Source organism: Enterococcus sp. LJL128 (genome assembly GCF_056924295.1).
Genome location: NZ_JBXPBP010000013.1, coordinates 93,394 through 108,594, shown reverse-complemented (window position 1 = coordinate 108,594; position 15,201 = coordinate 93,394). Strand labels below are relative to the sequence as shown.

The window sequence follows — 15,201 nt, the reverse complement described above, 5'->3', positions numbered from 1 at the left end:
TACATTTTTGTATGTGACTTTCGCTTCCAGCTGTCCGCCTTTATCCGCTACTGTTACAGTCGCTTCATAGATTGCTTGGTCATAGCTCATTCCGGTTTCCTTCGTATCCGGAATCACTTCACTGATGGTATATGTGTAGATACCGGCGGTATCATACTTTATCTCATCAAACGCTACTAAGCCTGTACCGTCATTCTTTTTCCTCTGGTTCACACTGTCTTCATTACCAGTCAGTCGGAACTCGAACTCATCTGCTTGCAGCGCGCGACCGCTCAGCTCTTTCTTCGCTTCCAGTTTTGCACTTCCTGCCAGTGCCTTATATTCATTTTTGAAGGTTGGTACTTCTCCTGACGCTACATTTTTGTATGTGACTTTCGCTTCCAGCTGTCCGCCTTTATCCGCTACTGTTACAGTCGCTTCATAGATTGCTTGGTCATAGCTCATTCCGGTTTCCTTCGTATCCGGAATCACTTCACTGATGGTATATGTGTAGATACCGGCGGTATCATACTTTATCTCATCAAACGCTACTAAGCCTGTACCGTCATTCTTTTTCCTCTGGTTCACACTGTCTTCATTACCAGTCAGTCGGAACTCGAACTCATCTGCTTGCAGCACACGTCCACTCAGTTCTTTCTTCGCTTCCAGTTTTGCAGTTGTTTCAACAACTTTTTTCTTATTTTCCAAACTAAACGTATATTCAACTTGGTTTTTAGAAATAGTAAAATCATGTTGTGCGGCATCTTTTTCGTAGCCATCTGGTGCCTGACTTTCTATGATGGCGTAATCTCCATAACGAAGATTTGAGATAGAGTCAATCTCTGTCCCGTTAATAATGATTTTATCTCCTTTAACTTCTATATCCTGCATTAATAATGTCAACACGCCATTACTGTCTCTACGATACAAATCAAAAAATGCTGAATCTGAAGTTATCAAGTTATTGTTTTCATCAATTTTTCTAAATATTAATGATCCATTTTTACCACTAGAAGTTCCTACTCCATCAGTAGATTTAACAGTTACTACTTTTGTCGTTTCCTCTATTTGAATATCTTTTCCAGAAAGCACTGCCTTATTGCTAATAATCTCATTGTTTCGAATTCCTGGGTCAAGAATCGTTTGATACTCTATAATGTAAGGAGAATCAATCATATCTCCTAATTTGATATTCAATGTTTGTGTTCCTGCAGCGGCATCTAATGTCACCACTGGTTTATCTGCCTCATCAAATACAAGGGCAGCACCATCTTTGATAAAGTTACCAGAAGGATCTTTTTTAGCTTTATAAATGCTAACAATTACATCTTTAGAAGCATCATAAACAAAAGACTGTTCACTGATATTTACAGTATCCGTAACTATTGGATTATGAATAGTATGACTATCCTTGTTCATAACAACTGACCAATTGACCAGACGATGATTTCCACCATCTTGACTGCCGTCTTTATCAATCCAGTCATTCTTCTCGCTCTTTTCAGCAAATCCTTCCACCTTTAATTGATTGCCAATCAAAGTATCCATGAATGCTATGTTTTTGTATTTATAGACATCAGCAGACGCATCCGCTGAGACATAGACTGCAAAAGCCTGCGTGCGTTCACTCAGCAGTGTGATGACTGGTACCCCATTGTCCATTGTAATACCATAGTCCGTCCCCAGCTGCCATTCTTTGTCTAGGCTTTTGACCTTAACACCAGTTGCATCCATTGTTACGTCATAGATTTTAATATCTCGAAGCGTCTGTCCCTCGCCCAATTCTTCTCGTATCGTGGTTCCTATCGGAATTTTAGTTTGCCAGGTATTAAGCAAAACAGTCCAATAAACACTGTCTGTTGGTGCGATTGCTTCAAACGGATTTGGTGCAGGTTTTAATGCATTGGCTACATCATCATTCTTAGCTACATAAGTCCCATATTTCACACCATTATAAGAAAGAGCCAAATCTACCCAAATAGTGCTTTCACTTCCATCAGTATAGGTATTGCCGTCTTCCCCTGTATAAGAAATAGTAACGGAATTGGAAAAGCGGTTTACAGGTAAGCCATCCATCCCTATTATTTGCTCATCCATATGATAGTGAGTTCTATATTTAATCGTAATTGTATCTGTCGTTGATGCGTAACTGTTCAACAATTTAATACGGAATCCTTTTTTATAGGTTGGATCACCAGCTAAAGCTTCTAAAACATAATCCTTCGCAGCACCCATTTCCAAAGTCTTTGTTGTCGTTCCATCATCAGCGGTTACTTCCAAAGTAGATGGGATAAGCTGTAAAGCACTTGGATAAGCACCTTCCAAGGTCTCAAACTTGTCAGTAATTACAGCATTGTTCATTTGGATACGGTTTTCATTGATTTTTACTAGCCAGCCAGCACTATGATCGGTTTGAGTTGAACCGGTACTTAACTTTTTAACCCCCAGCTTAGAATCAAGCTTCACCGTCTCACCAGCTGATAATTCTTCTCTATTACTGCCATCAATCACTGTAGCATAATTAGGAATTGTCGTATTTGGTCTTACAGGCAAATCAAAGGCTTTTGTTGTATATTTTATCAAGTAAGTTCCTTTATCAACAAAATTCAAAGTAAAATGAACAAGTTCTCCATTCTTTTCTGCATAGTCTCCATTTGTTTGAGCAAGAGACCATTTGTCACTACCAAGAAGATTTCCTGATTCATCATAAATTTCAAGCGTATTTTTCAGTAAATAGTGCAAAGAAATACTTGGATCACTATTTTTCGCATACAACCAATCTTTGAAGCTTCCGCCTGCCTCTGTATATGTGGCTTTAACCTCCCAATTGAAGGTACCTTTATCTAAATCATAAGCAAGGAGACGTTTGTAATTGCTATTGTCGGCATAAGAAACACTGGCTTCACTAGAATTTCCCAAGAAATTATCCCCAGTTATAGTTGCTTTATTAACAAATTCTGTTTTATTTTTATCGGTAACCCTCATTCTGATTTCAAGCTTTACCGGTTCATCTAAAATTTCATTATTTGGGAATGAAAAAGTGATTGTGTTGGCTCCTGTCTGCAGCAGCTGAGTGAAACCAGCTGGAGCACTCACCCACTCCCCATTGCCATTTTGAACAAAAGCACTAGCGTAATGATAGGTCAGACCTTCTGGTAAATAGTCGGTAATGACCACATTTTTTAACGCCTCACGCTTTTCGTTGATAACTATTGTCCAGACTACAGTGTTATCATTATTGATGACACCTGTTTTAACGATATCGGCTTTTACTACAGGAAACACGATGGTAATTTCTTTTCCATCATTATCAGTAATACCGGTTTCGATTGTAACCACTTCCTTTTCTGATGTGATATTCAGCTCTGTGGTCAAATCAATTGTTCCTTGTCGCTCGCTTAGGTTCTCACCTACACTGTTAAAGGTAACTGTCAACAGGCCATTCAAATCGACAGAAAAATTACCCAAAACTTGGTTAGTTGCGTTCTTCAATTCTCCAGAAACCAAATTATGGATAGAGAAATAGTCCGGAAGTTGATAAGTATAATAATCGCCAGCTTTGATTTCTTCCAAATCATCCAAAACCCAGTCAAAATGAATTTTTATATTTGCATCTTTCAAAGCGGGATTACTTGGAGAGAACTCTTGGCCATTAAAATCTGTAATTTTTACATTAGTAAATAACTTTACCCCTCTACTATTTAGATTGGATTCATGAGCTCTAGCTTCTCTCATCTCTAATTGGTCATTGCTTTTTAGTTCTTCTTGTCCATCTATTGATTCTTCTATTAACAGCGAATTTTCTTTAGGGTCTTCACTTTCCTCAGAAGATTTTATTGTCTCTTCATTTACTTGTTTATAATATAACGGCTTCACAACGTTATTCCCAAAATCAACAAACTCTTCTTGCTGATTTTTATCACTTGTAGAAGCAATCAATTCAACTTCACCTTCATAGAAGACTACACTGGAAAAGTCAGGAATCTGTTCATTTTCCTGTGAAGACACGTAATTTTTATTAAGCAAAAAAGATAAGCGCTGATTGGCCACATAATAACTGCCCATATTGTTTGCCAACATCCCGCTTTGTTCACTGAAATACAGGTTCTCCGGTAAAGCTATTCCAATTGTCTGCCCCTGCTCTATCAGCCCGGACTTATCCAGAGACCACTTCAGTTTGACATTGATCTGATCTCCTGCATTGATTCGCTGCTGTTGATTGATTTCAGCCCTAGAATAATCGGTCAAGCTAGCCTCATTAATCTGTATGCCTACTCCATCCACTGTTTCTGCTATTGCCTGTATCGGTAGAAAGCCGAGCAGTATGCTCAACACCAATGTTACTGACCATATTTTTCTTATTCTAACCATTACTATCATCCCCTTAAAAAATCATATGTTCACGATAATTCTGTTCCTCTGAACGTGTTCCATAAAGAACAGTACCAGACATTCTAGAAAGCATGTGAATTAACTCTCCTTCTTCTTTTTCGACATCTGGCAGCCAAGCTGGCAGTTGATTGATTTTGTGTTCAAGTGCTGCAAAATAGGCGCGTTCTCCACTTCTTTGATTTTCCTGAACCGTATTCGGCAGTGCTTGCTCATCATCAGACTGCTGTGCCCTTTTCTTTTCAACTACTGCTTCTCGATCACTGTCCATCCCTTGTTTAACATCAGCTTCTTTAGAAGGCTCTTCTTCTATCCGCTCATTTGAAACAATCAATGTATTCCCAGATTCTTCCATATCAAAAACAATGACTTTCTCTTTTTCTGCTAGGCAGGCACTGATTACAGCTTCACTGAAAGATGCTGTAATAGTCGTTTGATGGAAAATCATCGTTGGCAGCACAAAAGCCATCAACACATTCTTATTCATAGCTTTCACCTTTAACCTTTAGTAATATTTTGCCAAACTCTGCCCAATCCTCTGGTGTTGGGGGACGTTTCCAAATAATTTGATGGCACGGAAGTTTATCAATCAAAAAATCTGACAAATACATCTGTGTGCGTGTACTCAAACGCTCTTCATACTGGATATGAGCGCTTTGCAACGATCCTAGCATCATCTTGATATAGTCGTTGTAGTGTTTACCATGTGAAAAATCTATGCAAATATAAACAGCCTCCTCCAGTTTTTCCACAGAAATTTTTGTTATCAAAAAGAAAAGATAATCATAATAAAGCTTATTTTTCTCTTGAGCTGATTCAAACAATTGACGTTGTTCTATCTGCTGGATAAATTGTTGAATCATTTTATCCAGTTTGGGATTAATTTCTTGAAAGTAACGTCTTTGAACTTTTGTTACAAAAGTAGATTCCCTAAAATGATAGTTGAGCCACTTGCGATTGATTGCCAATAATCCCTTTGTTAAGTCGTTATCCTGTAATAAGATATCTATCTCAAAAGAAGAATTTTTTGCGATAAACAGCAGCAGCTCTTCAGTGATCTGTCTAGCCTCTATTTCCTGTTTGCTTTCTAAATAAGTAATCGGTTCATCTAATTCTTCATACAATGTTTTAAGGAATAGAAGCAGATAAGTACGTTCTTTTTCCATAATCCCCTCTTCAAGGGAAAAATGCTTGTTTAGCCATTTTGACAAATAATTCACAAGTTCGCTGTCACCAACTGAAATATACGCATCACTTACAAAGTGCCCATGGTTTAGACGAATTAGCCACAGTTCAATCATAAATCTCAGTTTATGTTCTTTAGTTTTTGGCAATACTAGATTTTTGTAATGAACCAAGTGCTGAAACAGCTCTCTACTCAATTGCTTAATTTCTTCAGGAAACGGATCCTTTAGCCCGTTGAACAACTCATAGTAAATACCGAACAAAAAGCTTCGCAAGCCAAATTCTGATCCGACCAATCTGTTTTTCTTTATCTGAATATTTTCTTCTGACAGCTGATTTTTTAGCTTTTGATACAAGCGATAGGTACTGGAGCGGCTAACATGTAATGCCTCAATCTGCTTATCAAGACTGACTTCCTTCGTTACATAACGATGAAATATCTGAAATGACAAGCTTCGTTCAATAAATAATACACGCATTTTTTTCACTGTTTTGTGAGATAAGTCATGGACTACTATCTCACCCGTATCCATTAAGTCGATTATGTCAGTAAATTGAGCATTATTCATTTCTTCTTTAAGCTCATGAATGTATTTTTCTATCTTATATCGGGAGATTTCCAACAAATCGCAGATTTGATCAAGAGAGCAATAAAAGCTTTTGTTTAACTCTAAATATTGAAGTATGTACCACTTATAGCGATCATCCTCCATCAATAAATCATTTAGTATCATTATTTATTCCCTTCCACTAAAATAGCCTTCTCATCAAATTTATTTCATTATAAATGTTGAGATGGATATTTTAATCCTCTAAATAAGTAATTTTGTCCTGTTTTTTTCTCAATAAAAAAAAACAAAGAGATTTTTATAAAAAAACCCTTAATTATGGTAACATATTCGAAAACATTAGATAGGGCTGTATGCAAAATTAAAGCAGTCTATATAAGAGAAAAAAGGCACATAAACCTTATTTTAAAAAGGTTTATGTGCCAAATAAAATTATTTTATCAATATTTGATTATATTTTGAAAAAAATTGATTTGCAAAGTACGACTTTTTTTAAGCAGAAATAATTTTCTCTGCCTCACTTTTCTCCTTGAGTGTAAAAATAATCGTAGCACACAAGCAATTTTCATCCAAATTAAAAATGAAACTCCATCTAAAAATTTTGCGATTAGCAAACTCTGGTTTCATTAATAGCATAATGAAATCGCTTTCCATTAAAATATTCAAATCAAAAATCGCACCTTAACTTTATCTTTTTAATGTTTTAAGAAAACCATTTTTAATCCATTGATTCCAGTCCAGTATACTTTACGTCTACATTTTCCCCTGACTTGCCAGACATCCCAACGCTGAAATTTTAAAGCACACAAAAAATTAAAACTATCATTTAATATTTTTTATTAGTCAAAAAATTAGAATAAATATACTAAAAAAAACAGAAAGATGGAACAGAAACGGTTAACTTCAAGCACCAGGTAGGTACTTTTCAGCATCTGTTCTGCTCAAAGAGCAATCACAGTGATTCTAAGCACCAGGTAGGTACTTTTCAGCATCTGTTCTGCTCAAAGAGCAATCACAGTGATTCTAAGCAATACGGCAGAAATTCCGAAAATGACAGGAAACACGAAGGTAAACTATTCGATGTTGGCTGATTCCTATCTGGTGTTTCACAAATGTTTGCTGAATGCCGGCGTATTTCCGAAGAAGTTTCTCCTGCGATTACTCGTCGCAGTTAAGTGTCTGTATGTGTTACTGCCGCACCCTTTATTTGGTTTTAAGCATACTAAAAGAGGTCGAGACAAAAGTGTTTAGCTTCGAGAACCAAGTAGGTACTGTTCAACATCAGCTCATCCCTCGCTGTGTTTCACAGCAATAAGACGAATTATCCGAAAATTGTCAAGAAACACTACAAGGGAACCGAGTAGATGTTGATTGATACCTACCTGGAGCTTTTCATATTTTTGAGATAGTTCGGCTTATTTCCGAGAACTTCAACTCTTAGTGCTTTTAGCACTTAGAAGTTGATGCTATCGGAACAAAGTGTAGTGAGCTACTTTTGGAACGCCGTTTATTCGGATTTTAGACAAAGAAGAGTTCGGGCATTTACTTATGTCCCAAACTCTCCTAGCTTTTTCTTTGGGATTAAGTAGCTTCATCCCAATACTATTTGTTATAAATTTTTAGTTTCGAATCATGTAATCAAACGCACCTAAAGCAGCTGTTGCTCCTGAACCCATTGAAATAATGATTTGCTTATAGGCACTGTCTGTACAGTCGCCAGCTGCAAACACACCAGGGACATTGGTTGCACCATGTTTATCTACAATGATTTCACCCATTCGTGTACGCTCCAGAGTGTCACCCAACCAGTCAGTATTCGGCACTAAACCAATTAAAATGAAGACTCCTTGAACATCCAGATGAACTTCTTCACCAGTTTCACGGTCAGCATAGCTAATACCGTTTACTTTATCTGTGCCTGTGATTTCCTTCGTTTGAACATTCGTCAGTACAGTGACATTTGGAAGAGAATGCAGACGCTCTTGAAGCACCTTATCTGCTTTTAGCTCTGTCATAAACTCTAATACAGTTACATGTTTCACAAGACCGGCAAGATCAATCGCTGCCTCAATCCCGGAATTTCCGCCGCCGATAACCGCGACATCTTTTCCTTCAAATAATGGACCATCACAGTGCGGGCAGTAAGCCACCCCTTTGTTCTTGAATTCCTGCTCACCAGGAACGCCAACATTCCGCCAGCGGGCACCAGTCGCTAATATCGCTGTTTTACTCTTCAGAACTGCACCATTTTCAAGAGTAACTTCAACAAGCTCTTTTTTCTCTAGTTTAGCTGTACGCTGTGATTTCATAATATCCACAGGATATTCCTTCACATGCTCTTCAACCTGAGCCATCAGCTTAGGTCCCTCTGTATATTTCGTTCCAATTACATTTTCAATTCCTAAAGTTTCCAGCACTTGACCGCCAAATGTTTCAGCAACCAGTCCAGTTCTAATTCCCTTACGTGCAGCGTAGATTGCCGCACTCGCACCAGCAGGTCCGCCACCGATTACCAGTACATCGTATGGCTCTTTATCTTCAAATTCAGAAGCATCTGCCGGACCAGCAGCTTTTTCAAGAATTTGTTCGATTGTCATACGTCCGCTGGAGAATTCTTCACCGTTCAGTAAAACAGTTGGTACAGCCATAATTCCTTTGGCATCAACTTCTTCTTTAAACATTCCGCCTTCAATCATAGTATGGGAAATCTTTGGATTCACCACGCTCATAATATTTAGGGCTTGAACGACATCAGGACAATTGTGGCAGGTCAAGCTGACATATGTCTCAAAATGAAGTTCTTTATCAATTGTTTGAATCTGCTTAATAACACTCTCATCAACCTTAGGCGCTCGTCCGCTAACCTGCAGCAGTGCTAAGACTAAAGAAGTGAATTCATGTCCCAATGGCAGTCCAGCGAATACAACACCGCTCGTTCCCTCTACAGAATCTACAGCAAAGCTCGGTGTCTTTTCAAGCTGTACCTGCTCCATTGTAATCTTTGGAGACATCGATGTAATCTCTTCAACCAGCTCCAGAACCTTTTGTGAATTCTCGTCAGTTCCTACGCTCGCCTTTAAGATAATATCATTCTCCAGCAGCTCAAGGTATTGAGCCAGCTGCCCTTTAATTTCTGCATCTAATCCCATACATACGCTCCTTAAATTTTTCCTACAAGGTCAAGACTTGGCTTCAGTGTTTCTTCGCCTTCTTTCCATTTTGCCGGGCAAACTTCACCTGGATTTTTGCGAACATATTGTGCAGCTTTGATTTTATCTACTAAAATACTTGCATCACGGCCGATACCGTCCGCATTGATTTCAATTGTTTGAACAACGCCGTCTGGATCGATGATGAATGTTCCACGTTGTGCCAAACCTTCTTCTTCGTCTAAAACATCAAAAATACGAGAAATGTTGTGGTTTGGATCGCCAATCATGATGTATTCGATTTTACCAATAGCATCCGAATGATCATGCCAAGCTTTATGAGTGAAATGAGTGTCTGTTGATACTGAGTAAACCTCAACATCCAGCCCTTTCAATGTGTCATATTGACCCTGCAAATCTTCTAATTCAGTGGGACAAACAAACGTAAAGTCAGCTGGGTAGAAACAAACAACGCTCCATTTACCTTTTAAATCTTCAGACGAGACATCGATAAACTCACCTTTGTGGTACGCTTTTGCTTGAAACTCTTCTACTTCTTTTCCGATTAATGACATATAAAATTCCTCCTAAAAGTAATTAAAATTTTTCTTAAAATAATATCGTGCAATTTCTTCTTGAGGTTTTCAAAATGAAAGTACAATTAAAATTATCAAGGTTATCTTAAAGAAAGTCAAGGAATAATTATAATTGTTAAAAAATTGTAATGATTCTAATCTAACAAGGCAAATCTATTGGTATAGAGGCTTTGTGAAATATTTCTCGATTTCATTTACTACTTAAAATTCTCAATTACTCTATTTTTTTCTCTTTAGTAATTTCTCATGTAGGAGCTGTCAGAACTTAATTGATGGTTAAAATGATGTCTTCTCCAGCTGTTTCAGGTTCTTTGAGAAGTTTTATTCCAAATTGTTTAGGCATTCGAACAAATTCTACATCCTCTTTAAACCCGTACAGCAACCCAGCTGCCGCAGTCAGTAAGCAAGAACAAGTCCAGGAAAAATCGTCTCGTTCAGCTGATATAATAGTCTCAAAGACGACGGTCCGTTTCTCAATAGAATAAATCAGCTTTGGGGAATGCAGCCGGGTTTTTGAGCTCCAAAATAAAACAGTATTTGAGGAACTTTGCAGCAGGTCATAATAGTGCCTGCTGTCTTCAATTAGCGGCTGGCTATGGATAAACTTTCTGTCTTTCACATAAATATAATGGGGATTTTTGTATAGCTGCTTCTCTAATTCAATAAGCAGGTCTTTGTACTTTCCTCGATTGGGGTATGCAGGAGTCAGCATTGGGTTCCCCTCCTTTTCTACTTCTTAACTGTAACAAATTTTCTATCTAAAAGTACATTGTTTATTCAAAAATCTTGAAAAGGATGTGGTAAACCTCTCTGCCTTTTCTTCAAGAAATTGTTTTTCATTTTCATTCATGAAACATGAAAAATCGCTGAAACAGCGATTGACTGTTTTTAAACCTTGAAAGTCCGCAGTTTGACTAGTTTTAGTTCTTCAAATATTTTTCTGTCGAGTCAAATTTATAGCGTTCTAGCCTGCTTCATGCCAAAAAAAGCTTCCGAAAAATGATGATTCGGAAACTCTAAAGGAGTGATTTTCTATCAATCAGTTAGACAGCTAAGCAGCATTGTATTTTTTCAGTTTGTTATCTAGGATAGTTACTGCCTTCTGGCGATTTTCCCACATCGAGTCTGTATAGGTATCTAAGGTCAGTTTAATTGATGTATGACCTAAAAGCTTGCTAAGAGTGGCAATATCAACACCTGCCTCTACACAACGGGTCGCGAAGGTATGTCTTAGTACATGAAAATTAACTGACTCCAGACCAGCTTTTTTCAACAGCCGCTTAAATCTGTAATTAATTACCCGAGGTTCAGCAAAGCTGTCTTTACAAGAAACAACATAGATTGATAACGATTGCTTTTTTTTATTCAATAGATAGCGTTTCAAATTTTTTGCCAAAGGAATAGCTCTTATGGAGCTGCCTGTTTTCGGCTGACTAATAATGACCTTGGTTTTGCTTGTCTCACCATCGGAAATCATTATTCTCTGCAGCGTTCGCTTCACTGAAATTATATTATTGTCAAAATCAATATCTTCCCAGCGGAGTGCACTGATTTCACCAATCCGCATCCCTGTCGCTAAAGAGAGAAGAACTGCGGAGCATTCTGCCTCTTTCCACGCTGCTTCCTCAAGCTGACTTTGCTGCTTGCTGGTCAAAGCAGAAACAGCTTTCTTTTGTGTTCTCGGTAAAATAATCCCTAAGCAGGGATCTTTCCTTAGGTAGCCGTCAACGAAGGCTTTGTGGAGGGCTGATTTCAATATATTAACGATAGAATGAATCGTTTTTGCTGAAAGTTTTAATGAAATTAAATAATGAATGAATGCTTCTATCGTTGAGGTATTTAGCTCCACTAGCTTGATTTCCCCCATAAAGGGGAATATATGCTTATCCAGCTTGTTACGGTAGTTTGAATACGTAGAGGGTTTGATTTTTTTTGCAGTTAGATAATCCAGCCAATAGTTCAGCCATTCTTTCATAGTCCCTTTATAAAGAATTATATCTTCATCTATATAAGTGTATTCTGCTTTTTTTATCGACAGTTTTTTTCTCAACTCGCCGTATTTTTTTGCATATACATAACCAAAAGTAATTTTCCCCTGATGATCTCTGGCTTTGATATATCGTCCTTCCCAGCGTCCATCCTTACGTTTATATATATTTTCTCCTCTTCTCGCCACAATATACACTCCTCATACAATATTTACCAATTCAATTAACTTCCTATTGATTACTCCTTTTTACCATATTAAGTGTTTCTGCTTCCCACGATACTGAAACTTTTTGATCTTGTCTTTGAAAAAACAAATTTATTATAAAAATATACGTTTTTTATACTGTTTCTCTATAGACAAAACTCAGGTTTTAAGTCGTTCCACACAAGACATTTTTATTTAAACATACCACTTAATCCTCCCATCGTATACGCTTTACTCCTTTATATAATTTATCCTATCTCATTATTATAATTATTTTTTAAAATAAAAAAAACAAGAACTAGTCAAGTTATTTTTTTGAAAAAAATAGCAGGCCGCTTCACTCCAAGAGAATGACACGGTCTGCCGTCAAGCAAATAACTATTCTATTATATTTTTGCTGAGTAAGAGACTGATTCCTAAGAAGATGACACCTGTCAAAAATAGAACCACCACTTCAATCCAGGTTCCTTCTGCAAATGAGAATAAACGGAATATTCCCAGTAGTTCTGCTTTCCCCATCAAATTATAGAGATAATATAAAAACGCCACCATTAAACCAGCGATAGGCTGACGTGTTATTCCATAAACCAATGCGGATAATCCGCCAAGAAAAAGCATTACTGCTAGTCCCCTTACTAGAAAATAAGTAAAAGGAAACGTACTGCTGCCGGCCTTCATAATAAGCAGCAGGGAAACCAGCAACAATAAGCCGTACATGATTTCAACGAAAAGTCGAATCAGTACAATCCAGCTGTAGGAGGTTCTTTTGGACCGAATGACGCTTAAAGCCGCATAATCAGTATCTGGAATGTATAAGGGAAGCATCATTAGCATACCGATAAGAGAGAAGCAATATTCAACAACCTTTGCACTGCGGTACACATCCAAATTTTCCATTCCTGCAGCCATAGGTAAAAACAAGAGACTAACAGCCCCGCCAATCATATAGGGAAAATAATGGCAGCGGACAAATACTACAGCTGTTTTAAATGCTTTTTCCAAGGATTCGTCCTCCCTTGCGTTTATAATCAAAAACAAGAATGGTTACTCCGAGAAAAATGATTCCTAATCCGGCATAGAATAAACGATTCCAGATAAGCTCTTGAACAATCTGTTCAAAAACTTCCGGCAGTCCTACCGTATTAAAACGAGGGATTAGCTTCCAGCCTACACTACCGTTCAGTGTATCTGTGCTGGAAAATAGAGCGAAAAACCAAAAAATGATTTGAACAGCGATTGCCGTAATACCGCCAAATAGCTCAGTCATTAAAAAGCCAAGTCCTGTCACAAAAAGAATCGTCGGCAAGGTCCAGCCAATAATATATTGGTAAAACAGCAGCAAACTGCCGGTAGCATTCAATTTATCTGCAATCACTAAGGATTGTACTGCCGGCATCAGACTAATTAGCAGTACAGGAATCAGCAAAAGCAATACCGTACTACTATACCGACAGCCGACAAGCCGGATTGAAGAAACTAATCTAGAGTAAATAATTGGAGCAGCCTTTGCCCGTCTATCTCTCAATGCTACAGTTGCTGCCAAAAATACCGGAACAATTGCTAAAATAATGCCCAGATAATCACAGACCATCCGTGCATAGGCACCGGTTACCTTGTCCTTTTCTACAATTTTCCGGTACTGCTTACGCGCTTGTTCATAAGTCATCGGTTCTTCTGCATCATTCATATAGCTATTCTTTTCATAAGCAGAACCCTTTCCGATAAACCCACTAACTTCTTGCATATCCTCCTCAAACTGGGAAAAAGCATGACCTTTGACTAACGGAAAGGTGTAAGAGCTGTTTTCCATGACTGCCTCCCCCGGATTACTTTGTGCTGCGGCCTCTATTTGGGCTGTATAGTCTGCGGCTAGCTCTTCGATTGTTTTTCCAGCTGCTTTTTCAAGTATCGTTCTGATAGTCTGTTCTTCTTTACTATCAAGCTTTACTTCTTTATAGAAGCCGAAAGGATAGGCTTGATAGCTCTCTGCCTGATATTCCAGAAATAGAGCTCTGTATGCCTGCTGCTGAATAAGCTCTTTGTTTTCTGTACGAATCATCCCATAAGAACCGTCTTCTCCCGGCTTTGGTTCTTGAATTACCCGCAAGCTCATCCCTATTTGGGTCATAATGAAACCAAAAATCACACCTATAACCAGCCAATAGGTCAGGCTTTTGGCTGTCAGCTTAAGCTCTTTTCCTAATAACTTAATACTCATGGCTGAACACCTGCCCTCTGCTGCAAAATATAAAGATAGGCATCTTCCAGCGTAGGCGGAACTGCTAGCAGCAAGGGATGCGCCATAATCTTCTCCCGCTCATTTCCAATAAAACGAACTTCAATATTGGCCCCTTCCTGATAAAGATTGATAACCTGAACCTGCTGCTTAATTGCATTAAGCTCTGTTCTTGGAATCCGAACAGTAAAAATATGATTTTCGGCCGTTTCCAACAATTCTGATACAGTACCGGTATAAGTTACCTTCCCTTGATCAATAATAGCCAAATTTTCTGCTACAGCTTCAATATCACTGGCGATATGTGTGGAGAGGATAACAATTCGTTCCGCTGCAATTTCAGCTAATAAATTTCTAAAACGAATCCTTTCTTCCGGATCTAAGCCAGCTGTTGGTTCATCTACTACCAGTATTTGCGGATCATTCAGCAGCGCCTGAGCAATCCCCAGTCTGCGTTTCATCCCGCCGGACATGGCTTTGACCTTTAGCCTGCGATGAACAGTCAGGTTTACCTGTTCAAGTACAGCCTCTATTCTTTTTTTTCGGACAGGAGTAGCCATATCTGATAAAACGCCTAAATAATCCAGGGCCTCATACGCAGTCAGATTTTGATACATGGAAAAATCCTGCGGCAAATAACCAATTATCGATCGAATTTCTTTTTGCCTTTCAATCGGTATTTCATTCATCGTTATGCTGCCGGATTTGCAGGGAAGCAGTGTTACCAGTGTTTTCATCAGCGTTGACTTACCAGCTCCATTTCTTCCCAGCAAGCCAAACATGCCATTTTCAATCGTTAGATTCACCGAATGAAGAATTTGCTTCTTTCCATAATATTGATTAAGTCCTTCAATTTTAATACTCATAATTTATCTAAGCTCCTTTATTTTCTATTGTTAATAAT

Annotated in this window: 10 protein-coding genes; all 10 read right to left on the bottom strand. The window is 38.1% G+C overall.

Going from position 1 to position 15,201, the window contains the following annotated elements; genetic code table 11:
• On the bottom strand, positions 1-4,350 hold a 4,350-nt coding region (locus tag AC1Z3K_RS14420), incomplete at its 3' end, for a Spy0128 family protein (protein ID WP_461733079.1).
• Positions 4,351-4,363: 13 nt separating this feature from the next.
• Positions 4,364-4,855, bottom strand: a complete 492-nt coding sequence (locus AC1Z3K_RS14415; protein ID WP_426081866.1) for a hypothetical protein — start codon at positions 4,853-4,855, stop codon at positions 4,364-4,366.
• Entirely contained in the window at positions 4,848-6,287 is a 1,440-nt protein-coding gene (locus tag AC1Z3K_RS14410; RefSeq protein WP_461733078.1) for a helix-turn-helix domain-containing protein, read from the bottom strand. Before AC1Z3K_RS14410 ends, AC1Z3K_RS14415 begins: the two co-directional genes overlap by 8 nt.
• Before the next feature lie 1,454 nt (positions 6,288-7,741).
• The gene (gene ahpF / locus AC1Z3K_RS14405) at positions 7,742-9,271 is read right to left on the bottom strand and encodes an alkyl hydroperoxide reductase subunit F (RefSeq protein WP_461733077.1); all 1,530 of its coding nucleotides are present in this window, start codon (positions 9,269-9,271) and stop codon (positions 7,742-7,744) included.
• A gap of 11 nt (positions 9,272-9,282) precedes the next feature.
• Positions 9,283-9,846 carry an alkyl hydroperoxide reductase subunit C gene (gene ahpC / locus AC1Z3K_RS14400; protein ID WP_426081871.1) on the bottom strand — a complete coding sequence of 188 codons (564 nt, stop codon included), beginning with the start codon at positions 9,844-9,846 and terminating at the stop codon, positions 9,283-9,285.
• Positions 9,847-10,132: 286 nt separating this feature from the next.
• Positions 10,133-10,579: a hypothetical protein gene (locus tag AC1Z3K_RS14395; RefSeq protein ID WP_426081872.1), complete on the bottom strand. Its 447-nt coding sequence runs from the start codon at positions 10,577-10,579 to the stop codon at positions 10,133-10,135.
• Positions 10,580-10,918: 339 nt separating this feature from the next.
• Positions 10,919-12,043, bottom strand: coding sequence for a tyrosine-type recombinase/integrase (locus AC1Z3K_RS14390; RefSeq protein WP_461733076.1), 1,125 nt, complete (start codon positions 12,041-12,043; stop codon positions 10,919-10,921).
• A 396-nt stretch (positions 12,044-12,439) separates the two neighbouring features.
• Positions 12,440-13,063 carry a hypothetical protein gene (locus tag AC1Z3K_RS14385; RefSeq protein WP_461733075.1) on the bottom strand — a complete coding sequence of 208 codons (624 nt, stop codon included), beginning with the start codon at positions 13,061-13,063 and terminating at the stop codon, positions 12,440-12,442.
• The gene (locus tag AC1Z3K_RS14380) at positions 13,047-14,279 is read right to left on the bottom strand and encodes an ABC transporter permease (protein WP_461733074.1); all 1,233 of its coding nucleotides are present in this window, start codon (positions 14,277-14,279) and stop codon (positions 13,047-13,049) included. The genes AC1Z3K_RS14385 and AC1Z3K_RS14380 overlap by 17 nt, the downstream gene beginning before the upstream one ends.
• The gene (locus AC1Z3K_RS14375; protein ID WP_461733073.1) at positions 14,276-15,163 is read right to left on the bottom strand and encodes an ABC transporter ATP-binding protein; all 888 of its coding nucleotides are present in this window, start codon (positions 15,161-15,163) and stop codon (positions 14,276-14,278) included. The genes AC1Z3K_RS14380 and AC1Z3K_RS14375 overlap by 4 nt, the downstream gene beginning before the upstream one ends.
• Between the last annotated feature and the right edge of the window lie 38 nt (positions 15,164-15,201).

Bases quoted from the DNA above. Each gene is read 5' to 3' on its own strand.
- AC1Z3K_RS14415 (WP_426081866.1), bottom strand. From the start codon at position 4,855: ATGAATAAGAATGTGTTGATGGCTTTTGTGCTGCCAACGATGATTTTC.
- AC1Z3K_RS14410 (WP_461733078.1), bottom strand. From the start codon at position 6,287: ATGATACTAAATGATTTATTGATGGAGGATGATCGCTATAAGTGGTAC.
- ahpF (WP_461733077.1), bottom strand. From the start codon at position 9,271: ATGGGATTAGATGCAGAAATTAAAGGGCAGCTGGCTCAATACCTTGAG.
- ahpC (WP_426081871.1), bottom strand. From the start codon at position 9,846: ATGTCATTAATCGGAAAAGAAGTAGAAGAGTTTCAAGCAAAAGCGTAC.
- AC1Z3K_RS14395 (WP_426081872.1), bottom strand. From the start codon at position 10,579: ATGCTGACTCCTGCATACCCCAATCGAGGAAAGTACAAAGACCTGCTT.
- AC1Z3K_RS14380 (WP_461733074.1), bottom strand. From the start codon at position 14,279: ATGAGTATTAAGTTATTAGGAAAAGAGCTTAAGCTGACAGCCAAAAGC.
- AC1Z3K_RS14375 (WP_461733073.1), bottom strand. From the start codon at position 15,163: ATGAGTATTAAAATTGAAGGACTTAATCAATATTATGGAAAGAAGCAA.